The following is a 25030-nucleotide window of genomic DNA, read 5'->3' on the forward strand; positions in this document are numbered from 1 at the left end:
TTGAGAAATGCGTCGTAGCGACTGACGCCTTCGCGGGCAAGCCCGCTCCCACAGGAATTGCATATTCCTGACAGATTGATGAATAGCCAACATGCCACTGTTTCCGTGAAGCCACGATGCAGGCAAGATGAAGCTCTGCAAGTCAGAACACAGGAAGCTGATCGTGACCGAAGCGTTTATTGTCGTTCAAACCGCCGAACAAGCCGTGGATCGTCTGGCCGAGCTGCATGAGCGGGCCACCACGGCGCTGAACTCGGCGCTCAAGCGTTATCTCAAGGATCGCGTCGAGCCCGACGCCGAGCAGCGCGCCCTGTTCCGTTATCCCGAACTGCGTCTGACCTACCATTGCCAGGGCGAAGTACCGCAGACCACCCGCGCTTACGCCAAGGTGCAGTTACCGGGCACCTACAGCGTGACCGTCACCCACCCGGCAGCGTTTCGCAAATACCTGCTGGAGCAACTCACGCCGCTGATGCACGACTTCACGGTGACCGTGGAGGTCGGGGTCAGCGCACAGAACATTCCATACCCGTACGTGGTCGAGCAGGGCGATGAACTGGCCGGCTCCGGCGTCACCGCTGCGGTGCTGGCGCGGGTGTTCCCGAGTACCGACCTGTCCGCCGCCACCGATGGCATCGCCGACGGTCTGTACGACTGGGAAAACACCGATCCGCTGCCACTGGCGCTGTTCGACGCCGCTCGTGTCGACTTCTCTTTGCGCCGTCTGGTGCATTACACCGGCAGCGACTGGCGCCATGTGCAGCCGTGGATCCTGCTGACCAACTACCACCGTTATGTCGACCAGTTCATCGTCCATGGCCTGGAGCAACTGCGCCGCGACCCGCGTTTCGTGCGCATGGTGCTGCCGGGCAACGTGATCATCGAAAAAGGCATGGATCACGGCGAAGCGTCGGCGATTGCGGCCGGCGTGGTGTGGCACCGCTACCAGATGCCGGCCTATCACCTGATCGCCAGCGATGGCCACGGCGTGACTCTGGTGAACATCGGCGTCGGCCCGTCCAACGCCAAGAACATCACCGATCACCTGGCGGTATTGCGTCCGCATTGCTGGCTGATGATCGGCCACTGCGGCGGCCTGCGTCAGTCGCAGACCATCGGCGACTACGTTTTGGCTCACGCTTACATGCGTCGCGACGGGATTCTCGACCGGGTGGTGCCGCCGAACATTCCGATCCCGGCCCTGGCCGAAGTGCAACTGGCGCTGCAGCAGGCGGCGGCCAACATCACCGGCGAAAAAGGCGAAGAGCTGAAAAAGCGCCTGCGCACCGGCACCGTATTGACCTACGACGACCGCAACTGGGAATTGCGCTGGGCTCAGGAGCGACCGCTGATCAACCTGTCCCGCGCCGTGGCGGTGGACATGGAAAGCGGCACCATCGCCGCCCAGGGTTATCGCTTGCGGGTACCGTACGGCACGTTGCTGTGCGTTTCGGACAAGCCGCTGCACAGCGAAATCAAGCTGCCGGGTTCGGCCAACGCGTTCTACGAGCGTGCCGTCAGCCAGCACTTGAAGATCGGCATCGAAGCAGTAGACCTGCTGCGCACCGAACTCAACTCGCTGCACTCGCGCAAACTGCGCAGCTTCGACGAGCCTCCGTTCCGCTAACGGTTTGTCGTGGTCATTTGGCGGTCGGGGCAAGGGCGCACCATCAATTATTTCCACTGCCGCGTTGTCGCCTGAAAGCGGACCAGGCAAGGCGTAGTCCGATGGGAATGGTTGTTCCCTTGCCGAGGACTGCAACGCAGCCTGGCCCGCTTTCAGGCACAACCCGAAGGGCCGGGCCTGCTGTTGCGCAGGGCTGCGTTGCTCGGAGCTTATTTGGAACAACCAAACTTCGCTCCTCGCGCCTTGCCCTGCGCAACAGCAGACCCGGCGCGGTAGTGGAAATAATTGATGGTGCGCCCTAGCATTAGCAGCCCCGACCGTTAGATGTTCTTTTCGCCATGTCCCGTCCCCAACGTCCACCTTCCCGCCGCCCCGGCGCGAAGCCATCCTCTTCAGCCCCGCGCCGTGTCGCCAAGGCACCACCGGCCGAGCCGAAGCTGATCCTGTTCAACAAACCGTTCGATGTGCTGACGCAATTCAGCGACGGCGAAGGGCGGGCGACGCTCAAGGATTACATCGACGTTCCCGGCATCTATCCGGCCGGACGGCTGGACCGTGACAGCGAAGGTTTGCTGCTGCTGACCAATGACGGCCAGTTGCAGGCGCGAATCGCCGACCCCAAGCACAAGCTTGCGAAAACCTATTGGGTGCAGGTCGAAGGCGTGCCGACGGCCGAGCAGTTGCAGCGCCTGCGTGACGGTGTCGAATTGAATGATGGCATGACCCTGCCCGCCGAAGCGCGGCAACTGGATGAGCCTGAGCTGTGGCCGCGCAATCCGCCGGTACGCTTTCGCGCGACCATACCGACCACCTGGCTGGAACTGGTGATTCGTGAAGGGCGCAATCGCCAGGTACGGCGGATGACCGCGGCGGTGGGGTTGCCGACGTTGCGGCTGGTGCGGGTCAGGATTGGTGACTGGACGATCGAAGGGCTCGATCAGGGCCAGTGGAAAGAAGTGCCGGCGCGCTTATAGAGCGCCGGACTCGATCAGGCCGATCACCACACTCTTGATGATGAACGCCGCCACGCCCAGGCCCAGCACGAAGAACAGAATGAACGAGCCAAAGCGCCCGGCCTTGGACTTCTTCGCCAGATCCCAGACGATGAAACCCATGAAAATGATCAGGATGCTGACCAGACCGGTCATCATCCACTCTTCAAATACTGCTGGATCCATTGGGTTCTCCGGCACACCTGGGGATAAAAGGGCGCGGCGAGTATACGCCAAGGTGTGCGGGGTGGCATTGATCTGGGTCTGATCCGACGACTGGCCCTCACCCTAACCCTCCCGAAACGTCGGACCGCCCGGAGGGAGAGGGAACTGAGCGTGCAATACTCACGAAATACGCCGACGTGAAAGAGCCGCAGTGAATCCGAAACCAATCCGAGGTCGAATCCATAATCGACTCGGTCTCTCAGGTCGATGCATAGCGCAAGACAATAAGGTCGGCCCCCTCTCCCTCCGGGAGAGGGCTGGGCGGGCGGCGTTCCGATGAGGGGGCTTTTGATCAGCTACGCAGATGCGTGAGCGGCAGTTCAGTGCTATTGAGCACCTGATTCAGCACAAAACTCGACCGAACACTGGTCACGCCTTCAATCCGCGTCAGGTGCCCCAGCAGCAGCTTCTGATAGTGATCCATGTCCGGCACCACCACTTTCAGTTGATAGTCGGCATCCACGCCAGTCACCAGGCTGCATTCCAGCACCTGCGGCAGAGTGCGGATCGCCGCTTCGAAGTTCTCGAAACGCTCCGGTGTGTGTCGGTCCATGCCGATCAGTACGTAGGCGGTCAGGCTCAGGCCGAGCATCTTGCGGTCCAGCAGGGCCACCTGACGGGAGATGTAGCCGTCGTCCTCCAGTTGCTTGACCCGGCGCGAGCACGGGGAGGGCGACAGACCGATGCGCTCGGCCAGTTCCTGGTTAGAGATGCGGGCGTCGCGCTGCAATTCCGCCAAAATGCTGAGGTCGTAACGGTCGAGTTTGCTCATCAATCGGTCCTTTGTTCTAACTATTGCGGCAGATTATCTATCCAGGGTTAAAAATTGCGCAAGTGATGTTTATTTGAGCAATCTTCGCAATCATCTGTCGCCGCTCCCGGCCTATTCTTATCACCAGAATCACTGCTCGGTAACACAGTCCACTGCGGCCCGCCCAATCAGGCCCGCCGCGGCCGCCGCCCCCACCGGGGACGTGCCGGCCCCCGAGCTGCACACTGTCCAGAAGACGGTGTGAGGTGAGCCGACGTCAAAAGCGTCGAGCCAGGACGAAGTTCTCTAGAAGGGAGGCCGACGGGTCTCCCTTTTTTCTTGCCCGCAATTTGGCCTCGCGTGCTCAATAAATAAATGGCGTGACTGATAACCTGTAGCAGAACCCGGTGCGCCCATCCCCGGTCTTAGCTACAAGCCCTTCTTAATTACAGGGTTCAGCCCGCAGTGAGGAATTTCATGAAGTCGCGTATCTGGCGTCTGGCCAGTGTTGGTGTGCTGTGTGTGAGTGTCTGTGCGCAGGTGCTGGCCGATGAGCCGCAGAATCGCGGCCCTGAGAACGGCGGACGCGAGCGGGAGCATCAGGAAAACAATCAGGGCCACGGTGGCAACAATCAGCCGCGCCCGCAAAATCAGCCGCAGCAAAATCAACCGCGGCCGCAGAACAACGAAATCATTCGCGGTGACAACAGCCGCCAGTTCGAGCACAACGGCCAGCAGCACAACAATGGCCAGTGGCAGAACCACGACCAGAACCGTCCGGCCTACAATCCCAATCCGGTCCGCCAGCCACCGCCACCACCGCAACTGCCGGCCAACAGCCTGCCGATCCAGCCACGCCCCGACACCGTGCGCCAAACTCAGGAACCCCGTCAGGGCTACTACCGCGATGAGCGCCCGCAGAATGGCTATCACCAGAACTGGCAGACCGGCAACCGTCCCAACGACAACCGCTGGCCGGGTCGTCCGGACGGGCATGGCAACGGTTGGGGCCCCGGCCCGCAATACCGGCCGGGTCATGTGATCGACCGCTTCCCGGATCGCGATTACCGCGTGCCGTATCGCGGCCAGGATTACTTCTACTCGGGCGGCTACTGGTATCGCCCGCAAGGTCCGCGCTACGTGGTCGTTCAGCCGCCACGGGGAATCCGTATCCAGTACCTGCCGGATTACGCCCGTGAAGTGTGGATCGGCGGTTCGCTGTTGTTCCTGGCGGCAGGCTCGTACTACGCCTATCAGGAAGCGACACAGGATTACGTGGTCGTCGAGCCGCCGGTGCAGCAGCCACCGCAACCGTCGAACAACGGTTATGACGTGGAAGCCTATCCGGCCAACGGCCAGTCGCCGGAGCAGGTCCAGCAGGACGGCTACCAGTGCTATCAGTACGCAGTGCAGCAAAGCGGTTTCGATCCGCGCACCGCGACCTACCAGCCCGCACCCGAAGTGGTGCAGGCCTACCGCCAGGCCCAGGGCAATTGCCTGAGCAGTCGCGGTTATCAGGTCAACTACTGAGCCTGGGCGGCTTTCACCACTTCCTGCGGGTCGGCGTGCACCAGCACTTCGGCCCGTGGGTAGGCAGCGTGGATCGCATCGGCTGCCTGATCGCTGATGCCGTGGGCGACTGACAGCGTCAGCTCCCCCGGCAATTCCAGATGCAATTGCACGAACCAGTGATTGCCCGAGATGCGCGTGCGCAGGTCATGGGCACCCAGTACACCCGGCACGCTACAGGCCAGTTCGAGCATGTGCTGACTGACATCCGTCGGCAGTTCTTCATCCATCAACACCGAAAAACTTTCCCGGGCGATCTGGATCGCGCTCCACAGAATGTACGCCGCGATCCCCAGACCAAACCACGCATCCAGCTGTTCGAAGCCCAGCCCGGCCAATACCAGCGCAATCAGAATGCTGCCGTTGAGCAACAGGTCCGAACGGTAATGCAGCGAGTCCGCCCGCACCGCGTTGGAACCGGTCTGCTTGATCACCCGATGCTGCAGCATCAACAGCGCCGCCGTCAGCACCAGGGAAAACACAATCACACCGATGCTCAGCCAAGGCGCGCCGAGCGGCTCCGGATTGTTCAACCGCTCATAAGCCTGAAATGCGATCAGCACCGCACTGCCGCCGATGAACAGCGCCTGCGCCATGCCCGCCAGGGATTCGGCCTTGCCGTGACCATAACGGTGATCGTCATCCGCCGGGCGCAGCGCGTAATGCACCGCCAGCAGATTGAGCAGCGAGGTGATGCCATCGAGGGCCGAGTCGGTGAGGCCGGCGAGCATGCTCACCGAACCGCTCAGCCACCAGGCGATGGCTTTGGCGATGATCAGCGTACAGGCCACCGCCACCGAGGCGCGGGTCGCCAGCCTCAGCAGGCGGGCGTGTTCGGGGCTGGAGGTCATGGGTTCGTCAATTCCTTATGCGGCAGGTTGCAGGCCGAACATCGCCAGTTGCTGGGTACTGCCCTTGTGCTGGATCAACCGTGGGTCGTCCAGTGGCAGGTTGCGGCCCAGTTCTGTTTCGAGAATAGCCTGCAACTTGAGGTTATCGACCTGACCGTCCGGGCCGATGGCTTGCTTGAGCTTGGCCGGATCGACCTGCGCCGTGTGGCCCGGTTCGAAATAGATCGCGCCGGTGGTGAAGTCCACGGCAAACGCGATCAGGCCGGGAATGATGTAGAACAACAGGCCCACGGCATCGAGCACGGCAATCGCCGGGTCGATCTTGCCGTCGATCTGGCCGCGCCGGTCGGGATAGAAAATCGAACCGCACGCAGTGATCTGAGTGAGCAGGGTGGCAACCAGTACACCGCCGATCAGGCGAAAAGGTAAGCGCATGGGAATCTCCTGAGTCATCTGTTAACGAAGCGTCATCGTGTGAAGTTAAGACCCTGACGAACGCTCAGCAGTTCGCCGTTATACTCGGCCCTCTGTTTTGGAGCCAGCATGATTTCTTTGCCAATCGATGAAGTTTTACCCGCCCTGCGTGAAGCCCTCGCGACACGCCACGAAGCAGTGCTCGAAGCACCGCCCGGCGCCGGTAAAACCACCCGCGTGCCCTTGGCCCTGCTCAATGAAGCGTGGCTGAACGGGCAGACCATCCTCATGCTCGAACCCCGTCGGCTGGCCGCGCGTGCAGCCGCAGAACGGTTGGCCAGTGAGCTGGGCGAGAAGGTTGGTGAAACTGTCGGTTATCGCATTCGCCTCGACAGCAAGGTCGGCCCCAATACGCGGATAGAAGTGGTCACCGAAGGCATCCTCACCCGGCGCTTGCAGGACGACCCGGCGCTGGAAGGCGTGGGCCTGCTGATCTTCGACGAATTCCACGAACGCAGCCTCGACGCCGATCTGGCGCTGGCCCTCAGTCTGAACGGTCGCGAACTGTTTCGAGCTGAACAACCGCTGAAGATTCTGCTGATGTCCGCCACCCTCGAAGGCGAACGTCTGTCTGGCTTGCTCGATGACGCGCCGATTCTGCGCAGCGAAGGCCGGATGTTCCCGGTGACGATGCGCTGGGGCCGGCCGTTCCAGCCCGGCGAATACATCGATCAACGCGTCACGCAAACAGTGCTCGAAGCGCTGCACGATGAAGCCGGCAGCCTGTTGGTGTTCCTGCCGGGGCAGGCGGAAATCCGCCGTGTTCATCAGCAATTGGCGGACGCCATCGGTGAGCGCAGCGACGTGTTGCTCTGCCCGTTGCACGGCGAGCTCGACCTGAACGCCCAGCGTGCCGCCATCGACCCGGCGCCGGCAGGCCAGCGCAAAGTGGTGCTGGCCACCAACATCGCCGAGACCAGCCTGACCATCAACGGTGTGCGCGTGGTGATCGACGCCGGGTTGGCGCGAGTGCCGCGTTTCGATCCGGGCAGCGGCATGACCCGCCTCGACACCCAACGTATTTCCAGGGCCAGCGCCACCCAGCGCGCGGGCCGGGCCGGACGTCTGGAACCGGGCGTGTGTTATCGCCTGTGGTCGCAGGATCAGCACGATCAACTGGCGGCTTATGGCAGTGCGGAAATCCTTTTGGCGGATCTCGCAGGGCTGGCGTTGCAACTCGGGCGCTGGGGTGTGAAGCCGAGTGATCTGATCTGGCTGGACGTGCCGCCAGCGGCCGCTTATGCACAGGCTCAGGATCTGTTGCAGCGCCTCGGTGCGCTGGACGGTGAAACCCTGAATCGTCACGGTCAGGCCATGGCCGAACTGCCGGCCCACCCGCGCATCGCTCATTTGCTGCTGCGCGGTCAGGCGTTGGGTCTGGCGAACATGGCGTGCGATGTCGCCGCGCTGCTGGGCGAACGGGATATCTTGCGCGGCGCCGGGGCGGATCTGCACAGTCGTCTGGTGCTGTTGTCCGGCGAAGAGCGTGCGGCCCGTGGTGCCCAGGGCGGTGTGCAGCGCGCCCGGCAACTGGCGCGGCAATATCGTGGTTACCTTCGCGGCAAGGCGAGTGAGCCGGTCGCCGATCCGGAACACCCGCGCTGGCTCGGCGCCTTGCTGGCGCTGGCCTACCCGGATCGCGTCGCCCAACAGCGGCGTGCTGGCGGCGCCGAATATCGATTGGCCAACGGCCGCGCGGCGCTGTTCGCCGAAGCCGACAGCTTGATGAAGGAACCGTGGATCGTCATCGCCGACCTCGGCAGCCGTCAGGGCCAGCGTGAAGAACGGATTTATCTGGCGGCGGATTTCGATCCGGCGCTGTTCGATTCGGTGCTGGCCGAACAAGTGCACACCGTCGATCAACTGGACTGGGACGAACGCGAAGGCGTGCTGCGCGCCGAGCGTCAGCGCAAGGTCGGCGAACTGATCCTCAGCCGCGAACCGCTGACCGGTCTCGACGAAAACGCCCGCAGCCAGGCATTGGTCAATCTGGTGCGGCGCAAAGGTCTGGAACTGCTGCCGTGGACCCCGGAACTGCGCCAGTGGCAGGCGCGAGTCGCGTTGCTGCGCCAGCTCGATCTGGACGCCAAGGGCGACAGCCAATGGCCGGATGTCAGCGACGCCACACTGCTGAAAACCCTCGAAGACTGGCTGATGCCTTATCTGGGCAAGGTCTCGCGTCTCAGCCATTTCGCCAACCTTGACCTGTCGAGCATCGTGCGCAATCTGCTGCCATGGCCGCTGCCACAGCAACTCGACGAACAGGCACCGCATCACCTGAGCGTGCCGTCGGGCTCGTCGATTCGCCTCGACTACAGCGAGCAACCACCGATTCTCGCCGTGCGTTTGCAAGAGCTGTTCGGCCTGGCCGACACACCGCGCATCGCCGGCGGCCGGCAAGTGGTCAAGTTGCACCTGCTGTCGCCCGCTCGGCGGCCGGTGCAGGTGACGCAAGATCTGGCCAACTTCTGGCGCAGCACCTATGCGGAAGTGAAGAAGGATCTGAAGGGGCGGTATCCGAAGCACTATTGGCCGGATGACCCGCTGGTGGCTGAAGCCACTGCTCGGGCCAAACCGCGTGGTACGTGACAGAAGACATTCAGGTAAGGCTTCCATCTTTCTCAATTATGCGTAATTATTTCGATATTCATAAATTATGTATTTTGACATAAAGGCTCATAATGACCCCGGAAACCAAGGACTCGCTGCTCTTCCCTCGCACCAATCTGGCTGAAGGAATCCTAGTCACTTTCGAGTCTCGCCTGCAGAACGCCGCAACGATATTCGCGCCTCGGCGCAAGGGTAAAACCACCTTTCTGATCAACGACCTGATACCAATTGCCAAGGCACACGGCTTTATTGTTGCAACAGCAGACCTGTGGTTTGACAAGGCTCATCCTGAGCGAGTGATCGCTGGTGCGTTGTATGAGGCCATCCACGGCGCAGGGTTTTTGCGACGCAACTGGCTAAAGCTCATGCGACCGGGTTCTCTGGTCCAGTCGGTGGAGGCCGGCGCCAGTACCGACGGCGTAACAGTGAAGGCCGAGCTGGCGAAGGAGGGCGGACTGAACCTGATCGAGCTCTTCGAGCGCTTCCGGCTACTCGGTAACGGCAAGGCGCTGCTGATCATCGACGAGGTCCAGCATCTGGCGAGCCGGAAGGAATTCGAAGACTTGACTGCTACGCTCCGTTCGCTACTGCAGCACGCGCACGGTGAAGTCTTTGCAGTGTTTACAGGTTCCTCCCAGGATGGCCTGCATCGAATGTTTCGTCGTACCAAAGCACCGTTCTATCAGTTCAGCCACGAGATCCAGTTTCCTAATCTTGGCTTGGAATTTGTCCAGCATCTGGGTCAGCGGTTCCAGGAAATCACCGGAAGGGAGTGGGAGGTAAACGCCGCTTTCGAGCGTTTTGCTGCCCGGGGATACATGCCCAAGTACATTCGCGACGTATTCCTGCTGTGTCTCACTGAAGGGCTCAGTGTGCGAGATGCAGACCATCGAGCCTGGAGCACCATGACGGACGAAGGCAACTTCGAGAACCTGATCCTGGAGATGGCACCTCTGGATTTCACCGTACTTATCGGGCTGGTGAAGGGCCTTCCAATTTTTTCTACCGAAGGACGCGAGTGGATTGGCAGCGAGATGCCCGGTGGCCATGTGCCCAGCGCGGCGACGGTTCAGACTGCCTTGAAGCGCCTGCAACGCCGTGACCTGGTCGGGAATCTTGGGCATGGTGAGTGGGCGATTGAAGACATTGCCATGGAAGGTTACTTGCGTCGGAACTTCGTTGAAATAGATCCTCAGCTCGGCACGGAAAACGATCAATAGGATTTTTTGCCGCCGGCGGTCTCAGGTGTCGCCCTTGGCATCGTTCGCGTTAGCCGCGCCCCAAATCGGACGTCTCTACCGGCGTATCAGGGTGTTACAACGCATGGTTGGGTCGGTCATGCATACGATGTAGGATCTGCGTTTCGATACGGACATGGATCGCTGCAAATGGAGCTTTTAGCATTAATCGCGGGCATAGCAGCTTTCGTCTTTCTGGTGAAAAACACCAAGGCGAAGGGCTTGATAAATCGGCTGAAGATGGAGCTGGCCGCCAGACAGAACGAGTTGAAAGCCGCCGAGGGAGACTCGGACTCCTTCAGGCAGCAATTGCAGCAAAGGTTGAAAGAGCTTGAGCGATTCAAGGACATTGTGGATGCAGAAGCTGAAGCTGCCCGTATTCTTGATAAAACCAGATTGGAACGTAGTCGGTTGCTGCAGCAGGCCCAGTCAAAAGTTGAACAGGCAGAGAGCCGACTCAATCAAGCTGTCGCAGATGCAGAAAAAATAATTGCGGGCGCCCAGGAGCGGGCTCAGGAAGTGGCTGGAGATGCCCTTCAGGCGATGGGAAAGGCCAAGCAATTTACCGAAGCCGCCCAGGCGATGAAGAACATCATCGACGGATATGGTGACGCGTACATAGTTCCGACCTACAACCTTCTGGATGATCTTGCCGAGGAGTTCGGTTTCACTGAAGCAGGTCAGAATCTTAAAGCAGCCCGGGAATACACGCGGCTGATGGTAAAAACGGGTTTGGCAGCGGCCTGTGATTATGTAGAGACGAATCGACGCGAAACCGCTTTGCGATTTGTAGTGGATGCCTTCAATGGAAAGGTCGACTCAATTCTTTCGCGCTCTAAATCTGACAACCATGGAAAGCTTGAGCAGGAAATTCGCGATGCTGCGGCACTCGTCAATCTCAATGGCACTCCATTCCGCAATGCCCGGATAACGGATGATTACCTTGCATCGCGGCTGGAAGAATTGCGTTGGGCAGTGACAGCAAAATTGCTCAAGGATCAGGAGCGCGAAGAACAGCGTCAGTTGCGTGAGCAGATTCGGGAAGAGGAAAAAGCTCGCCGAGAATACGAGCGGGCGATCAAGGAGGCGGCTAAAGAAGAGGCGACCCTGCGCAAGGCGTTAGAGAAAGCGCAGGAACAAGTAGCCGCTGCCAGCGCAGCCGAACGTGCCGAGTTTGAAGCTCGCCTGTTGTTGCTTCAGGAGCAGTTGCAGGCTGCTGAAGACAAGAACCAACGTGCGCTCTCCATGGCAAAACAGACTCGCGCTGGGCACGTTTATGTCATTTCCAACATCGGTTCGTTCGGTGAACAAGTCTTCAAGATTGGCATGACGCGTCGGCTGGAGCCGCTTGATCGAGTACGTGAGTTGGGTGACGCAAGCGTACCGTTCGAGTTCGATGTCCACGCAATGATCTTTAGCGATGATGCGCCGGGCCTCGAGAAACAGCTGCATCGACATTTCCTGCGTGAGCAGGTGAACAAGGTTAATCCTCGTAAAGAATTTTTCCGGATCGGCCTGCCAGCTATTCGCGCGGAACTTGAAGTGCTGGGCGTAGAGACTCAGTGGACGATGAGTGCCAATGCGCTCGAGTTCAAAGAGTCTCAACGCATCGAGCAGCAAATCATCGAAAACCCAGGAATCGCTGCGGAGTGGACGCGTCACCAGTTGGAGGTAGAAGAGGCTATCGAGCAGTCGGAGGAGGACGCTCTGGCGACAGCCTGAGGCTTATAAAAACTGGTATCAAAAGATCGCAGCCTGCGATCTTTTGATTTTTATCGGCTGGCCTTCGCGGTCAGCTGCTCCCGGCAATAATCGGCAAACAACTGCGCCGGTTTGGTCAGTTGCCCGCGTTTGAGCCACGCCGCTACCAGGCCTGAGCCGGTGACGTCTTCGACGATGTCCACGCACACGACCTTCTTGCCGTCGTAGGTGCATTCCGAATGCGGGCGGGTCACCAGGATCGAGAAGCCGAAGCCCTGGCCGACCATGCCGCGCACCATTTCGATCGAGGGCGAGCTGAACTCGATGCGTGGCGACAACCCGAGTTCTTCGAACAGGCTGACGAAGTAGGTGCGGCTCGGTTGTACGTCGAGCAGGATCATCGGTTCCAGGCACAAGTCCCGCAGCGAAACCTGCTTGAGCTGGGCGAAGCGGTGATCCGCCGGCAACAGGGCGTAAGGCCGTTGGGCCGGCATCAGCGGTTCGGTTTCGATGGTGGCGTCGAGGTCGTGCTTGTACAGGATCGCCAAGTCGAAGGTGCCCGAGGTCAGGCCTTGCACCAGTTCCTGTTGTTCGCCGTCGCGGATGCGGATCTTCACCCCCGGATACAGCGCCGAGAACCCGGCAATCAATTGCGGTAAGTACAGCGGCGCGACCGTTTCAAAACAGCCGATATCGATCTGCCCGGCCACCACGTCGTTGTCGGCGAGGGCGTTCTGTTCGAACTCCTTGGCCATGCGCAGCAGTTCCTGGGCCTTGCGGAAGAACCGCGCGCCGCTCGGTGTCAGGGACACGCCCTGAGCGTGATGGCGGATCAGCAGTTGCACACCGAAGCTGTCTTCCAGCCCCTTGATCGCCGTGGAAATCGCCGGTTGCGCGATGTACAGCTTGCGCGAGGCTTCGGCGACGCTGCCGCATTCGACGGTGGTGATGAAGTATTTCAACTGACGCAGGTTGTAAGCGGCCACGGTGAACCTCAAAGCGAACGGATTTCACATCCAAGCAATTTGTACGCCGCCGGCCTCCGTTCTGTCGGCGGTTTTTTTGTCCCTGAACAATAGCCCCATACGCGCGCGAAGGGGCCATCGGCTGGTTACCTTTTTTATTGTCTGCGAAGACATTTTTACTGGTTTTAGCTCGCGCAGGCCTGAGCGACTATCGACCCCGCACTGTTCTCAAAAGAATAAAAGTCCAAGGAGCAACCACCGTGTTCGAGCTTGCAGACTGGCAGCGCAAGGCCGCTGAATTGAGTTTTCCCGATCAGGCCGTGATCAACGGCAAACTGCGTGCTGCGCAGTCGGGGCAGACCTTTGCCGCGATCAACCCGGCCACCGGCCAGTTGCTGGCAAACGTCGCCGCGTGCGGTGAAGAAGATGTCGGCGCGGCGGTGCAGAATGCGCGGCAGGTGTTCGAAGCTGGCACCTGGGCCGGGCGTTCACCGACCGAGCGCAAGCAAGTGCTATTGCAGCTGGCGGATCTGATTCTGGCCAATCGCGAAGAACTGGCACTGCTCGATTCGCTGAACATGGGCAAACCAGTGATGGACGCTTACAACATCGACGTGCCGGGCGCCGCCGGGGTGTTCCGCTGGTACGCCGAAAGCCTCGACAAGCTCTACGATCAAGTCGCGCCGAGCGCCTCGAACGTGCTGGCGACCATCACCCGCGAAGCGCTGGGCGTGGTCGCCGCCGTGGTGCCGTGGAATTTCCCGCTGGACATGGCCGCGTGGAAGCTCGCCCCGGCACTGGCGGCGGGCAATTCGGTAATTCTCAAACCCGCCGAGCAATCTCCGTTTTCCGCATTGCGTCTGGCCGAGCTGGCGCTAGAGGCCGGGCTGCCGGCCGGCGTGCTGAACGTGCTGCCGGGGCTCGGCGAACAAACCGGTAAAGCCTTGGGCCTGCACCCGGATGTCGATTGTCTGGTGTTCACCGGCTCGACGCAGGTCGGCAAATATTTCATGCAGTACTCCGCACAGTCGAACCTCAAGCAGGTGTGGCTGGAGTGCGGCGGCAAGAGCGCCAATCTGGTGTTCGCCGACTGCAAGGATCTGGAACTGGCGGCGCAGAAAGCCGCGTTCGGGATCTTCTTCAATCAGGGCGAAGTCTGCTCGGCCAACTCGCGGTTGCTGGTGGAGCGCTCGATTCATGATGAGTTCGTCGAGCGACTGAAGGCTCAGGCCGAGCGCTGGCAGCCGGGTGATCCGCTGGATCCGGCGAGCGCGGCCGGGGCGATTGTCGACACGCGTCAGACCGAAAGCATTCTGCGCTTCATTCACCAGGCCGAGCGCGAAGGCGCGACCCGCGTCTGCGGCGGCCTGCAACTGAGTTTCAACGGTTCGGACAACTTCGTTCAGCCAACGATTTTCACCGACGTGCAGCCGCACATGACCCTGTTTCGCGAAGAAGTGTTCGGCCCGGTGCTGGCGGTGATTCCGTTCGATGACGAGGCCCATGCCTTGCAACTGGCCAACGACAGCGTCTACGGTCTGGCGGCGTCGCTGTGGACCGATGATCTGCATCGCGCCCATCGGGTGGCGCGGCAATTGCGAGCCGGTACGGTGTCGGTCAACAGCGTCGATGCGCTGGACGTGACCGTGCCGTTCGGCGGCGGCAAGCAATCCGGTTTCGGTCGCGACCTGTCGCTGCACTCGTTCGACAAATACACCCAGTTGAAAACCACCTGGTTTCAACTGCGCTCATGACAGCCGCTCACAACAAGAAAGGAGATCCGGCGATGACCACCTCACGTGAAACCCGCGACTACCAGGCCGCCGATGCAGCGCACCACATTCATGCGTTCGTCGACCAGAAGGCCCTCAACGACGAAGGCCCACGGGTGATGGTGCGCGGCGACCGCCTGCACCTGTGGGACAACGACGGTCGACGCTACCTCGACGGCATGTCCGGGCTGTGGTGCACCAACCTCGGTTACGGGCGCAAGGACTTGAACGCGGCGGCGAGCCGGCAACTGGAGCAGCTGCCGTACTACAACATGTTTTTCCACACCACCCACCCGCAGGTGATCGAGCTCTCCGAGCTGCTGTTCAGCCTGCTGCCGGGGCACTACAGCCACGCGATCTACACCAACTCCGGCTCCGAGGCCAACGAGGTGCTGATCCGGACCGTGCGCCGTTACTGGCAGGTGCTGGGCAAGCCCGAGAAGAAAATCATGATCGGCCGCTGGAACGGCTATCACGGCTCGACCCTGGCGGCGACGGCCCTCGGCGGCATGAAATTCATGCACGAAATGGGCGGGATGATTCCCGATATCGCGCACATCGACGAGCCGTACTTCTTCGCTCACGAAGGCAATCTGACCCCGGCGGAATTCGGCCTGCGGGCGGCGCAGCAACTGGAAGCGAAGATCCTCGAACTGGGCGCGGACAAGGTCGCCGGATTCATCGCCGAACCGTTCCAGGGTGCGGGCGGGATGATCTTCCCGCCGGAAAGCTACTGGCCGGAAATCCAGCGCATCTGCCGCAAATACGACGTGCTGTTGTGTGCCGATGAAGTGATCGGCGGCTTTGGTCGCACGGGTGAGTGGTTCGCCCACGAATACTTCGGTTTCGAACCGGACACTCTGTCCATCGCCAAGGGTTTGACCTCTGGTTACATCCCGATGGGTGGCCTGATCCTGTCGAAGAAAATGGCCGACGTGCTGGTGGAGCAGGGCGGTGTGTTCGCCCACGGGCTGACCTATTCCGGGCACCCGGTGGCAGCAGCGGTGGCGATTGCCAACCTCAAGGCCCTGCGCGATGAAGGCGTGGTGACGCGGGTCAAGGACGACATTGGGCCGTACCTGCAACAGTGCCTGCGCGAGGTGTTCGGCAATCACCCGTTGGTGGGCGATATCCAGGGCACGGGCATGGTCGCGGCGTTGCAACTGGCCGAAGACAAGGCCACGCGCAAGCGCTTCGCCAATGAGAACGACATCGCCTGGCGCTGCCGCACGATCGGGTTTGAAGAGGGGGTGATCATTCGCTCGACGCTGGGGCGGATGATCATGGCGCCGGCGTTGATTGCCAGTCGTGAAGAGATTGACGAGCTGGTGGGCAAGACCTTGAAAGCGCTGGATCGTACGGCGCAGGAATACGGTCGCCTCTGAGGTATTCGTAAGGTTCAAGGCCCCCTTCGCGGGCAAGTCGAAACGTCGCACCGCCGCTCCCACAGGTTTCTCGGCTAACGCAAATATTGTGTACGCTCGAGGGCCCTGTGGGAGCGGGCTTGCCCGCGATTGCGTCAGTCCATTCACCACTGCTTTAGCTGCCTTGCACCCCCTCCGTGCACCCCCGCCCGACGCGCCCTTTCGCAGTGCGCACTACCCAGTTTTTTCATCATTCGCGTCTAACTATTTCCTCGTTTTCCTGACGCCGAGCCTGGGTCAACATCGATTTCGCCAGCCAATGCATTGCCCGCCAGAGTCCGGCAGAGACCGGCAGAGACCGCAGCGTGCAATTGCGACACCATGGCTGGCCGTACTGCCCATGACAACTAAATCAACAGCGTTGGGAGTGCTCCATGAACAAGTCCTTGTTTACCCGTCTTGCATGTCCTCTGGCGATTTCCGCCCTTTGCGTCACCGCCGCCCAGGCCGGCACCTTGTCGATCGGCCACACCACGTGGGTCGGCTACGGCACCCTGTATCTGGCCCAGGATCTGGGCTACTTCAAGGAAAACGGCCTGACCGTCGAATTGCCGGTGGTCGAAGAGGCGTCGATGTACATGGCCGCCCAGGCGTCCGGGCAATTGTCCGGTTCGGCCTCGACCATCGACGAAGTGCTCAAGTACCGCCCGCAGTTCTGCTTCAAGGCCGTGGCCGCGCTGGATGACAGCCATGGCGGCGATGGCGTGCTGGTCGGCAAAAACGTGAAGAGCCTGCAAGAACTCAAGGGCCAGGCCGTGGCCGTCAACGAGGGTTCGACCTCGCAGTTCTGGCTCTCGTACCTGCTGAAAAAGAACGGCATGAGCATGAGCGACATCACCGTGCAGAACATGACCGCCGACGATGCCGCCACCGCGTTCATCGCCGGTCGTGTGCCGGCCGCCGTGACCTGGGAGCCGCATCTGTCGATGGTGCGCGACAAGCAGCAGGGCAAGGTGCTGATCGACAGCAGCAGTACGCCCGGCGTGATCGTCGATGTGGTGGCGCTCAACTGCACGGTGATCGAGAAGCAGCCGGAAGACGTCAAGGCGCTGGTCGCCGGTCTCTACAAAGCGGTGCAGTACACCAAGGACCATCCACAGAAAGCTTACGAAATCATGGCCAAGGGCGTCGGCGGTTACCTGTCCGATCCGAAGGAACTGGCCGCCGCCGCGCAGGGCGTGCGCTTCTACGATCAGGCCATGAGCGAGAAGCTGCTGGGCAAACCGGGCGCACCGGGTGACAGCGCACCGCTGATCAAACTGGCCAACGAAACCGCCAGCGAATTGCAGGGCAAGCCCTACAACGTCAGCAACGACGATCTGGTGGATAACCGTTTCGTCAGCCCGCTCTAGGAGACTGGTCATGTTCAAGCGCAATTCATGGCTGAGCCGCTGCATCACGCCGAAGACCGGATTGCCGGTGCCGGTAGTGTGGAGCGCCAGCGGTCTGGCCTGGGTGTTGCTGGTCGGCCTCTGGGCCGGGTTGTCCTACGGCGGCATCGTGCCGGGGATGTTCCTGCCGACGCCCGGTGCGGTGGTCGAAGCCGCCCTGCGCCTGAGCCGGGACGGCACCCTCGGCCAGCATGTCTGGGCCAGTGTCGAAGTGGTGATGGTCGGTTTCATTGTGTCGTCGCTGGTGGCGGTGCCGCTGGGTTTGCTGATGGGCAGCTTTCGCATCGTCCAGGCGTTCCTCGAGCCGATGGTCAACTTCATCCGCTACCTGCCGGTGACGTCGTTCGTGCCGCTGTTCATTCTTTGGATCGGTATCGGTCTGGAGCAGCGGGTCTCGGTGATCATTTTCGGCGTGTTCTTTCAGCAACTGGTGATGGTCGCGGACGTGTCCAAAGGCATTTCCAAGGACCTGATCAACGCGTCCTACACCCTCGGCTCCAACCGGCGTGACGCAGTGCTGCACGTGATCGCCCCGGCGTCGTTGCCCGGCGTACTCGACACCCTGAGGGTAACCATGGGCTGGGCCTGGACTTATCTGGTGGTCGCCGAACTGGTCGCCGCCTCGAGTGGCCTCGGTTACTTGAGCCTCAAGGCCATGCGCGGCTTTCAGGTCGACGTGATTTTTCTCGCCATCGCGATCATCGGCCTGCTCGGCCTGGTCACCGATCAACTGTTCCGCTTCTTGCGTTTGAGGATTGCCGCATGGGCTCAGTAACCGCTGCCAACCGTCGTTTCATCGAGCCGGCCGCCGCACCGGCACTCGCCGCGCCAAGGTTGCAGGTGGACAAGGTCAGCCTGCGTTACACCAAGCCCGGCGGCGGTACGTTCACCGCGCTGGAGGAAGTGTCGTTCGAAGTGCCGGATCAACAATTCGCGGTGCTGGTCGGGCCGTCGGGCTGCGGCAAGTCGAGCCTGCTGTACCTCACCGCCGGCCTGGCCGAGCCGACGTCCGGCGATATCTATGTCGGCGGCCAGCAAGTGCAGGGCCCCGGCGCTGATCGCGGGATGGTGTTCCAGAGCTACACGCTGTTTCCGTGGCTGACGGTGCGGCAGAACGTCGAATTCGGCCTCAAGCGCCGGGGCATGCCGGCGGCCAAACGCAAGGAGATCGTCGATCACTATGTGCACGAAGTCGGGCTGTCCGGGTTCGCCGACAACTACGCCAAGCAGTTGTCCGGCGGCATGATGCAGCGGGTGGCGATTGCCCGGGCATTGGCCAACGATCCGCAGATTCTGCTGATGGATGAACCCTTCGGCGCCCTCGACAGCCAGACGCGCCTGCAAATGCAGCAGCTGCTGTTGCGGGTGTGGGGCAACAGCAAGAAGACCGTGCTGTTCGTCACCCACGACATCGACGAGGCGATCCTGCTTGGCGACCGGGTGTATGTGATGGGCGCCAGGCCGGGGCGGATCAAGCAGATTCTGGACGTGCCGATCGAACGACCGCGCACGCTGGACATGGTCATGGAACGCTCGTTCATCGACATGAAGCGCGAGATTTTCGGCCTGCTCCACGACGATCTCGAAGAGACCCACTGAGATCCTGTAGGAGCGAGCCTGCTCGCGATAGCGGTGTGTCAGGCAACAAATCGTCTACTGACCGATCGCCATCGCGAGGAGGCTCGCTCCCACAGGGACGGCAGTCAGTTGGGTGGCAGGAGGAACTTCGCAATCACCGGCAAATGATCGGAAATGCGTAATGTATCGTCCTGTCGCACCGTGGCTTCGACCCGTTTGATTTTCGGGCTGTAGAACAGGTAATCGACCGTGCGGTCCGGGCCGTTGAGGCCGGGGTCGTTGGGGTAATGGGTCAGCCACTTGGCGCGGTCGATACCGCTGGCCTCGTTGTTGGTCGGGATCATCGGGTACTTGTCCCACAGCAGATGCAGCGCACTGTCCACGGAGTAGGGCGTGCGCTGTTCGGTGGGCAGGCGCCGGTACTGGCCGAGCGGCAACAGGTTGAAGTCACCCCCGATCAGCCACGGCGTGCCGTGGCTTTCGTGTTTGTCGAGAACCTTGGCCACCGCCGTCACTTGTGTCTGCAAGGTTTCGTCCGGCTGCATGGCACGATCCAGATGCGTGTTGAACACCACCAGTTGCCCGCCATCGCTGAACGGCAGGGTGGTGGCGAGCAGAGCGTTTTTCGGCTGGAACTGACGGCTGATGATATTCAGCGGCTGCACCGGCAATTGCAGGCGTTCGGCGTGTTCGATGCGGAAGCGGCTGAGGGTCGCGAGTTGCCGGCCGACGCTGCCGAAGATATGCGGATCCGGGACGAAATCGGCCTTCCAGTCGAAGGCGTGGGCGCTGCACGGGTAGAGGTCGGTGAGGCGTTCCTGCAACAGCTTGAGCTGGTTCTGATAGTCGCTGGCCTTGGCGCCATCATCCAGTTCCTGGATCAACACCACATCGGGCTGCTCGTCGCGGATCACCCGGGCCACTTCGTCGAGGCTGAAGGCCATGTCTTCCGGGGTCGGGGCTTCGTCGTCGCCTTGCGCCAGGTCGTTCCAGAACACGTAGCGCTTGCCGGCCAGGTATTGCACGTTCCAGGTCATGACCTTCAGCGCCTGGCCGGGCACCAGCGTCGGCGGTTGCCCGGTGCAACTGACCGGTAAGGTTTCCCGGGCGTCGGGGCGCCAGGTCAGGCTGAAAATCATCACGCCGATCAGGGCGACGGCCAGCAGCATTGTGAGCAGGATGTAGCGCAGTAGACGGGTCATGGCTCGGCTTATAGCGATACGGAAGTGGTCCCGAGCATACCCGAGACCTGTCGCTCAGCCCAAGCGCGGTACGGTCAGACTATTCCGTCACGTTTGTCGGGCAATTCGCTGATCAGCATGAACAGGCGGAACAGCACCACGCTGGTGAACAGCTGCAGGAAGCTGTGGCCACTGTCGATCAATATGGCGATCAACGGATTCTGCGGGTCGGGATAGACCTGCAAGGTCAGGCCCTTGAGCAACCACAACGGCCCCATCACACACAGGATGCACACCAGAATCCGCAGGAAATGCCCACGGCTCAGGCGCAGGCTTTCCTTCATGGCCTGCAACGGGCCGTAGCCGCGCAGCACCAGCAGGTATTCACCGAAGGCCAGGGTGACCATCAGCCACAGGCCTGGCAGGAAATACAGGGACAGACCGAGCAGAATCAGCAGCGTATTGAGCGCAGTGAGCACGGCGAAACGCGGCCACAGGCGCGCCGCCATCGCCAGCAAGTCGAGGGTTTGCGGGGATTCGCCACGGGTGCGGGCGTCGAGAAACAGGATCAGCGCGGCGGTGTACAGCGGGTAGACCAGCAGGCCGACGATCACACTGATGGCTGAATAACCGTCCGGGTCGCTGGCGCGATCGACCACTTGTTGCAGCGCGGCTTCGAAGATCACCAGCGGCAGGCACAGCTGGACGATCCGCGCCAGATTGCGTTTAAAGAAATACAGCGAGTCACGCAGCACATCGAAGGCATTCATCAGTCGGTATCGCAGGTCAAAAACAGTGGCTCACTTTAACCGATGATGTGCTGCCGGGCGCAAACGTAAACGTTCGGTAAAGACCATTGAAACATTCTGTCACTGCCTCCATTACGTAGGTGCGCCTCCTCCACTGTGGACGAGGGCAACGTTATCCCCGGCAATCTACGAGGTCGCCATGAACAGCGAAGAGCAAACCCTGATCGATGGACTGTTTTCCCGGCTGCAACAGGCCGAAACGGAGGCAGCCCCGCGTGACGCCCTGGCTGAAGCGCGGATCAAGGAACACCTGACGCGCCAGCCGGCCGCAGGCTATTTCATGACCCAGGCGATTCTGGTGCAGGAGGCCGCGATCAAGAGCCTCGACGAACAGAACAAACAACTGACTCAACAGGTTCAGCAACTGCAGGCCGAACTGCAATCGGCCAAGGCGCAAAGCGCGCCGGCTTCCTCCAGCGGAGGTGGCTTCCTGTCGAGCATCTTCGGTGGCAGCAGTCCACGCCCGGCACCGGCCCAGAGCGCCCCGGCCTCCACTGGCGGCTGGCGTGAACCGGCGCCGCAACAGAACTACGCTGCGCCTGCGCCACAACAGAACTTCGGCGCGCCACCACCGGGTTATGGCCAGCAACAAGCGGCACCAGCGGCGGGCAGCAGCTTCCTCGGCGGCGCCCTGAAAACCGCCGCCGGCGTGGCGGGTGGCGTGATGCTGGCACAAGGCATCAGCAGCCTGTTCCATCACAACCAGCAGCCGGAAGAAATCGTCGAAGTGATCAAGGAAGAGCCTGCGCAAGTGGCCGATCAAGGTAACAACGGTTGGGGCGATGACCAGCGCATGGCCAACAACGACTCCTTCGGCAACGACCAGGGTGGCTTCACCGACACCGACTACAACGATGACAACTCATCGTTCTTCGATGACGACGATTCCTTCGTCTGATTCACCATTCGTCCGGGGCGCCTGAGCGCCCCGGGCCGATTATTCGCGGAACCTTCCTTCGGGCTGGCATACTGGGCGCCTTTTTCGGGCCTGGTGCCTGATCCGGCTCATGCGCGTCAGCGCTCACAGGAACTCCGGTGAAAAAAATTGCAGTGTTCGCCGATGTGCAGAACCTCTACTACACCGTCCGCCAGGCCTATGGTTGCCACTTCAACTACGCGGCGCTGTGGGCGGATGTCAGCCAGCACGGGCAGATCGTCGAGGCGTACGCCTATGCGATCGACCGGGGCGACAGCAAACAGCAGCAGTTCCAGCAGATCCTGCGCAACCTCGGTTTCACCGTGAAACTCAAACCCTACATCCAGCGCAGCGACGGCTCGGCCAAGGGCGACTGGGACGTGGGCATCACCCTCGACATCATGGACGCCGCCGACCACGTCGACGAAATCGTCCTGGCCTCCGGTGACGGCGATTTCGACATGCTGCTCGAACGCATCATCAACAAACACGGCGTGCAAGCGGTGGCCTACGGCGTTCCCGGCCTGACCGCCAACTCGCTGATCCGCGCCGCCAGCCGTTACGTGCCGATCGAAGGCGCACTGCTGTTGAAAAATTGAGCGCAAGCTCAAGACTTGATTTGGACGGAGTACAACCCGGTTTGGAACGCATTGCAGTCATCGACTTTGAAACCACCGGCATCTCGCCGAGCAGCAGTTGCCGGGCCACGGAAATCGCCGTGGTCATGCTGGAAAACGGCCGCATCGTCGAGCGTTACCAGAGCCTGATGAACGCCGGCGTACGCGTCCCGGCCTTCATCGAACAACTCACCGGCATCAGCAACGCCATGCTGCGTACCGCGCCTTCGGCCGAACAGGTAATGAACGAAGTCAACGAATTCGTCGGCTGCACGCCCCTGCTGGCGCACAACGCCGCCTTCGACCAGAAGTTCTGGGACTTCGAACTGGGCCGTATCAAACGCACCCGTTTGCAGAACTTTGCCTGCTCGCTGCTGCTGGCCCGCCGTCTGATGCCGGCGGCGCCGAACCACAAGCTCGGTACGCTCACTACCTTCGCCCAACTGCCGCATACCGGCCAGGCGCACAGGGCGATGGCGGATGCGGAGATGGCGGCGAACCTGCTGGCGCATCTGGCGGATGAATTGCGGCACAAGCATGGGGTTCGGGAGCTATCGCACGACTTGCTGTGCAAATTGCAGAAAGTCCCGGCTGCCAAAGTCGGCGAGCACCTCCAGCGCTATCGCTGATTTTCAGGCAAACACATTTCCCTGTGGGAGCGGGCTTGCCCGCGATGGCGTATTGTCAGTCAACCAAATTGTTGGATGTGATGGCCTCATCGCGGGCAAGCCCGCTCCCACAGGGATCACTTTTGCCTCAGGGTTTGCCGTTGCCTTCGATGTGGCCGAGCGGCACCCGCTTCTCTATCGCACTCGACAACACGATCGACGTCTTGCTGAATCCGAATTTCGCCACCCGGTTGATCAACTCTTCCAGCTCGGTCATCGAGCCCACAGCCGCCTGCATGATTACGCAGGGGTCGCCGGTGACTCGGTGGCATTCGGTGAGTTGCGGAATTCTGATCAGTTCGTCGTACACCTTCGGGTTGCCGTGCTGGTTCAGGCGCAGTTCGATGACGCACTGGATGGGCAGGCCGAGCTTGGCCATGTCGACCTTGGCCGCGTAGCCGGTGATGACGCCGCTGGCCTCGAGTTTGGCCACGCGCTCGGCGACGGCGGGGGCGGAGAGGTTTACTTTGCGAGCGAGGTCGGCGTAGGACGCGCGACCGTTTTCGAGCAGGGCGCTAAGCAGCATGCGGTCGTATTTGTCCAAGGTCGGACTCCTGAAAATGCCAGACTTTCGAAATCGCGGTTTAGACCGTCGATCTCCGTGTTTTCAAAAGTGTACCGGCGCGATAAACAGGTTTTGTAACTTATTTTTAGCGGTTGGCCTTTCTAGAATAACCAGTCTCCCTGCCTTGATGTCGAGTCGTCTCATGTCTGCCGTGCGCCGTTTTTCCTTGCCGCTGATCGCCGCGTTTTTTGCGTTGTACGTGATTTGGGGATCGACCTATCTGGTGATCCGCATCGGCGTCGAATACTGGCCACCGCTGATGCTCGGCGGTGTGCGCTTCGTGATCGCCGGCACTCTGATGTACGCGTTCCTGCGCTGGCGCGGGGCACCGGCGCCGACCTGGGCGCAGTGGAAAGCGGCGGGGATCATCGGGATTCTGTTGCTCAGCTTCGGCAACGGTGCGGTGACGTTGGCCGAGCACAGCGGCGTGGCGTCGGGTGTTGCGGCGCTGGCGGTGGCGACGGTGCCGCTGTTCACTTTGCTCTGCGGTTATTTCTGGGGCGCGCGCAACACCCGTCTTGAGTGGGCCGGGGTGGCGATGGGGATTATCGGTATCGCGATGCTCAACATGGGCTCCAACCTGCAATCGAGCCCGCTGGGCGCGGCGTTGCTGATTTTCGCGGCGGCGAGCTGGGCGTTTGGTTCGGTGTGGAGCAAGCATCTGCCGTTGCCTCAGGGCGCGATGGCCAGTGCCGTGGAAATGCTGGTCGGCGGCGTGGTGCTGTTGATCGGCAGCGCGGCGAGCGGTGAACACCTGCAGGCCATGCCGCCGCTGGAAGGCTGGCTGGTGCTGGCGTACTTGATCTTTTTCGGCTCGATCATCGCCTTCAATGCCTACATGTATCTGTTGAAAAACGTTCGCCCGGCGGCGGCTACCAGTTATGCCTATGTGAACCCGGCGGTGGCGGTGTTGCTGGGGATCGTGTTTGTCGGCGAGACCATCGGCATTGAAGAGGCGCTGGCGATGCTGGTGATCATTGGCGCGGTGGTGCTGATCGGTCTGCCGCAGTGGCGGCGCCCGGCACAGCCGCCGGTGGTCAGCGAGCCGGCTGCCGCAGCGAAGGTCATAGCGACGGAGCAGCGTGCGAATTAGGGTAAACTGCGCG

At 61.2% G+C, this 25030-nt stretch carries 23 protein-coding genes; 15 read left to right on the plus strand and 8 right to left on the minus strand.

Annotated features, from left to right (window positions below):
* Positions 1-127 precede the first annotated feature (127 nt).
* Together amn and ACW9HX_RS21640 are read left to right on the plus strand one after the other, a co-directional pair.
* Entirely contained in the window at positions 128-1627 is a 1500-nt protein-coding gene (amn, locus tag ACW9HX_RS21635; RefSeq protein ID WP_207984048.1) for an AMP nucleosidase, read from the plus strand.
* Positions 1628-1965: 338 nt separating this feature from the next.
* A complete protein-coding gene (locus ACW9HX_RS21640) occupies positions 1966-2601 on the plus strand; it encodes a pseudouridine synthase (protein ID WP_065259609.1) in 636 nt (211 codons plus the stop codon).
* Here ACW9HX_RS21640 and ACW9HX_RS21645 read toward each other — a convergent pair.
* Positions 2596-2805 carry a DUF2788 domain-containing protein gene (locus ACW9HX_RS21645; protein ID WP_003228500.1) on the minus strand — a complete coding sequence of 70 codons (210 nt, stop codon included), beginning with the start codon at positions 2803-2805 and terminating at the stop codon, positions 2596-2598. The genes ACW9HX_RS21640 and ACW9HX_RS21645 overlap by 6 nt on opposite strands.
* 331 nt (positions 2806-3136) lie before the next feature.
* Entirely contained in the window at positions 3137-3616 is a 480-nt protein-coding gene (locus tag ACW9HX_RS21650; protein ID WP_007909658.1) for an Lrp/AsnC family transcriptional regulator, read from the minus strand.
* 456 nt (positions 3617-4072) lie between these two features.
* Between ACW9HX_RS21650 and ACW9HX_RS21655 the strand changes: the two genes are divergently transcribed.
* A complete protein-coding gene (locus ACW9HX_RS21655) occupies positions 4073-5125 on the plus strand; it encodes a DUF6515 family protein (protein ID WP_457382176.1) in 1053 nt (350 codons plus the stop codon).
* On the opposite strand, the gene ACW9HX_RS21660 is transcribed toward ACW9HX_RS21655, so the two are convergent.
* Together ACW9HX_RS21660 and ACW9HX_RS21665 are read right to left on the minus strand one after the other, a co-directional pair.
* A complete protein-coding gene (locus ACW9HX_RS21660; protein WP_457382177.1) occupies positions 5119-6015 on the minus strand; it encodes a cation diffusion facilitator family transporter in 897 nt (298 codons plus the stop codon). The two genes, ACW9HX_RS21655 and ACW9HX_RS21660, sit on opposite strands and share 7 nt — an antisense overlap.
* Before the next feature lie 15 nt (positions 6016-6030).
* Positions 6031-6450 carry a polyribonucleotide nucleotidyltransferase gene (locus ACW9HX_RS21665; RefSeq protein ID WP_169432047.1) on the minus strand — a complete coding sequence of 140 codons (420 nt, stop codon included), beginning with the start codon at positions 6448-6450 and terminating at the stop codon, positions 6031-6033.
* Between the two features lie 108 nt (positions 6451-6558).
* On the opposite strand from ACW9HX_RS21665, the gene hrpB reads away from it, so the two are divergent.
* The 3 genes from hrpB to ACW9HX_RS21680 all read left to right on the plus strand — a co-directional run bounded on the left by hrpB (position 6559) and on the right by ACW9HX_RS21680 (position 12059).
* Entirely contained in the window at positions 6559-9078 is a 2520-nt protein-coding gene (hrpB, locus tag ACW9HX_RS21670; RefSeq protein ID WP_457382178.1) for an ATP-dependent helicase HrpB, read from the plus strand.
* Between the two features lie 92 nt (positions 9079-9170).
* A complete protein-coding gene (locus tag ACW9HX_RS21675; RefSeq protein ID WP_457382179.1) occupies positions 9171-10319 on the plus strand; it encodes a hypothetical protein in 1149 nt (382 codons plus the stop codon).
* A gap of 168 nt (positions 10320-10487) precedes the next feature.
* Positions 10488-12059, plus strand: coding sequence for a DUF4041 domain-containing protein (locus ACW9HX_RS21680; protein ID WP_457382180.1), 1572 nt, complete (start codon positions 10488-10490; stop codon positions 12057-12059).
* Positions 12060-12109: 50 nt separating this feature from the next.
* Here the strand turns inward: ACW9HX_RS21680 and ACW9HX_RS21685 are convergent, their stop codons facing one another.
* Positions 12110-13024 (minus strand): LysR family transcriptional regulator, encoded by a 915-nt coding sequence (locus tag ACW9HX_RS21685; protein WP_007958716.1) that lies wholly within the window; start codon positions 13022-13024, stop codon positions 12110-12112.
* A gap of 239 nt (positions 13025-13263) precedes the next feature.
* Between ACW9HX_RS21685 and ACW9HX_RS21690 the strand changes: the two genes are divergently transcribed.
* From ACW9HX_RS21690 to ACW9HX_RS21710, 5 genes are all read left to right on the plus strand, one after another.
* Positions 13264-14757 carry an aldehyde dehydrogenase gene (locus ACW9HX_RS21690; protein WP_457382181.1) on the plus strand — a complete coding sequence of 498 codons (1494 nt, stop codon included), beginning with the start codon at positions 13264-13266 and terminating at the stop codon, positions 14755-14757.
* Between the two features lie 32 nt (positions 14758-14789).
* On the plus strand, positions 14790-16160 hold the full coding sequence (locus tag ACW9HX_RS21695) for an aspartate aminotransferase family protein (protein WP_085703122.1): 1371 nt from the start codon (positions 14790-14792) through the stop codon (positions 16158-16160).
* Positions 16161-16573: 413 nt separating this feature from the next.
* The gene (locus ACW9HX_RS21700; protein WP_085703124.1) at positions 16574-17551 is read left to right on the plus strand and encodes an ABC transporter substrate-binding protein; all 978 of its coding nucleotides are present in this window, start codon (positions 16574-16576) and stop codon (positions 17549-17551) included.
* A 10-nt stretch (positions 17552-17561) separates the two neighbouring features.
* Entirely contained in the window at positions 17562-18365 is an 804-nt protein-coding gene (locus tag ACW9HX_RS21705) for an ABC transporter permease (RefSeq protein WP_065259616.1), read from the plus strand.
* Positions 18353-19189: an ABC transporter ATP-binding protein gene (locus ACW9HX_RS21710; protein WP_457382182.1), complete on the plus strand. Its 837-nt coding sequence runs from the start codon at positions 18353-18355 to the stop codon at positions 19187-19189. Before ACW9HX_RS21705 ends, ACW9HX_RS21710 begins: the two co-directional genes overlap by 13 nt.
* 104 nt (positions 19190-19293) lie before the next feature.
* On the opposite strand, the gene ACW9HX_RS21715 is transcribed toward ACW9HX_RS21710, so the two are convergent.
* Positions 19294-20370: an endonuclease/exonuclease/phosphatase family protein gene (locus ACW9HX_RS21715; RefSeq protein ID WP_457382183.1), complete on the minus strand. Its 1077-nt coding sequence runs from the start codon at positions 20368-20370 to the stop codon at positions 19294-19296.
* Positions 20371-20444: 74 nt separating this feature from the next.
* A complete protein-coding gene (locus ACW9HX_RS21720; RefSeq protein WP_457382184.1) occupies positions 20445-21119 on the minus strand; it encodes a YciC family protein in 675 nt (224 codons plus the stop codon).
* Positions 21120-21297: 178 nt separating this feature from the next.
* On the opposite strand from ACW9HX_RS21720, the gene ACW9HX_RS21725 reads away from it, so the two are divergent.
* The 3 genes from ACW9HX_RS21725 (at position 21298) to ACW9HX_RS21735 (ending at position 23320) form a co-directional block, all read left to right on the plus strand.
* Positions 21298-22056 carry a DUF2076 domain-containing protein gene (locus ACW9HX_RS21725; protein WP_457382185.1) on the plus strand — a complete coding sequence of 253 codons (759 nt, stop codon included), beginning with the start codon at positions 21298-21300 and terminating at the stop codon, positions 22054-22056.
* A 137-nt stretch (positions 22057-22193) separates the two neighbouring features.
* Positions 22194-22673 carry an NYN domain-containing protein gene (locus tag ACW9HX_RS21730; RefSeq protein ID WP_007958730.1) on the plus strand — a complete coding sequence of 160 codons (480 nt, stop codon included), beginning with the start codon at positions 22194-22196 and terminating at the stop codon, positions 22671-22673.
* A 41-nt stretch (positions 22674-22714) separates the two neighbouring features.
* The gene (locus ACW9HX_RS21735; RefSeq protein ID WP_085703127.1) at positions 22715-23320 is read left to right on the plus strand and encodes a 3'-5' exonuclease; all 606 of its coding nucleotides are present in this window, start codon (positions 22715-22717) and stop codon (positions 23318-23320) included.
* A gap of 127 nt (positions 23321-23447) precedes the next feature.
* Here the strand turns inward: ACW9HX_RS21735 and ACW9HX_RS21740 are convergent, their stop codons facing one another.
* Complete coding sequence (locus tag ACW9HX_RS21740) at positions 23448-23903, minus strand: Lrp/AsnC family transcriptional regulator (protein ID WP_457382186.1); 456 nt, start codon at positions 23901-23903, stop codon at positions 23448-23450.
* A 163-nt stretch (positions 23904-24066) separates the two neighbouring features.
* On the opposite strand from ACW9HX_RS21740, the gene yedA reads away from it, so the two are divergent.
* Complete coding sequence (gene yedA, locus ACW9HX_RS21745) at positions 24067-25017, plus strand: drug/metabolite exporter YedA (protein WP_457382187.1); 951 nt, start codon at positions 24067-24069, stop codon at positions 25015-25017.
* Positions 25018-25030 lie beyond the last annotated feature (13 nt).

Source organism: Pseudomonas sp. SDO52101_S400 (genome assembly GCF_054071635.1).

Excerpts from the sequence above, each read along its gene's own strand:
- ACW9HX_RS21700 (WP_085703124.1), top strand. The coding sequence starts at position 16,574 with ATGAACAAGTCCTTGTTTACCCGTCTTGCATGTCCTCTGGCGATTTCC.
- amn (WP_207984048.1), top strand. The coding sequence starts at position 128 with ATGAAGCTCTGCAAGTCAGAACACAGGAAGCTGATCGTGACCGAAGCG.
- ACW9HX_RS21650 (WP_007909658.1), bottom strand. The coding sequence starts at position 3,616 with ATGAGCAAACTCGACCGTTACGACCTCAGCATTTTGGCGGAATTGCAG.
- ACW9HX_RS21695 (WP_085703122.1), top strand. The coding sequence starts at position 14,790 with ATGACCACCTCACGTGAAACCCGCGACTACCAGGCCGCCGATGCAGCG.
- ACW9HX_RS21710 (WP_457382182.1), top strand. The coding sequence starts at position 18,353 with ATGGGCTCAGTAACCGCTGCCAACCGTCGTTTCATCGAGCCGGCCGCC.
- ACW9HX_RS21665 (WP_169432047.1), bottom strand. The coding sequence starts at position 6,450 with ATGCGCTTACCTTTTCGCCTGATCGGCGGTGTACTGGTTGCCACCCTG.
- hrpB (WP_457382178.1), top strand. The coding sequence starts at position 6,559 with ATGATTTCTTTGCCAATCGATGAAGTTTTACCCGCCCTGCGTGAAGCC.
- ACW9HX_RS21655 (WP_457382176.1), top strand. The coding sequence starts at position 4,073 with ATGAAGTCGCGTATCTGGCGTCTGGCCAGTGTTGGTGTGCTGTGTGTG.
- ACW9HX_RS21640 (WP_065259609.1), top strand. The coding sequence starts at position 1,966 with ATGTCCCGTCCCCAACGTCCACCTTCCCGCCGCCCCGGCGCGAAGCCA.
- ACW9HX_RS21715 (WP_457382183.1), bottom strand. The coding sequence starts at position 20,370 with ATGACCCGTCTACTGCGCTACATCCTGCTCACAATGCTGCTGGCCGTC.
- ACW9HX_RS21705 (WP_065259616.1), top strand. The coding sequence starts at position 17,562 with ATGTTCAAGCGCAATTCATGGCTGAGCCGCTGCATCACGCCGAAGACC.
- ACW9HX_RS21660 (WP_457382177.1), bottom strand. The coding sequence starts at position 6,015 with ATGACCTCCAGCCCCGAACACGCCCGCCTGCTGAGGCTGGCGACCCGC.
- ACW9HX_RS21725 (WP_457382185.1), top strand. The coding sequence starts at position 21,298 with ATGAACAGCGAAGAGCAAACCCTGATCGATGGACTGTTTTCCCGGCTG.
- ACW9HX_RS21680 (WP_457382180.1), top strand. The coding sequence starts at position 10,488 with ATGGAGCTTTTAGCATTAATCGCGGGCATAGCAGCTTTCGTCTTTCTG.
- ACW9HX_RS21675 (WP_457382179.1), top strand. The coding sequence starts at position 9,171 with ATGACCCCGGAAACCAAGGACTCGCTGCTCTTCCCTCGCACCAATCTG.
- ACW9HX_RS21720 (WP_457382184.1), bottom strand. The coding sequence starts at position 21,119 with ATGAATGCCTTCGATGTGCTGCGTGACTCGCTGTATTTCTTTAAACGC.
- ACW9HX_RS21645 (WP_003228500.1), bottom strand. The coding sequence starts at position 2,805 with ATGGATCCAGCAGTATTTGAAGAGTGGATGATGACCGGTCTGGTCAGC.
- yedA (WP_457382187.1), top strand. The coding sequence starts at position 24,067 with ATGTCTGCCGTGCGCCGTTTTTCCTTGCCGCTGATCGCCGCGTTTTTT.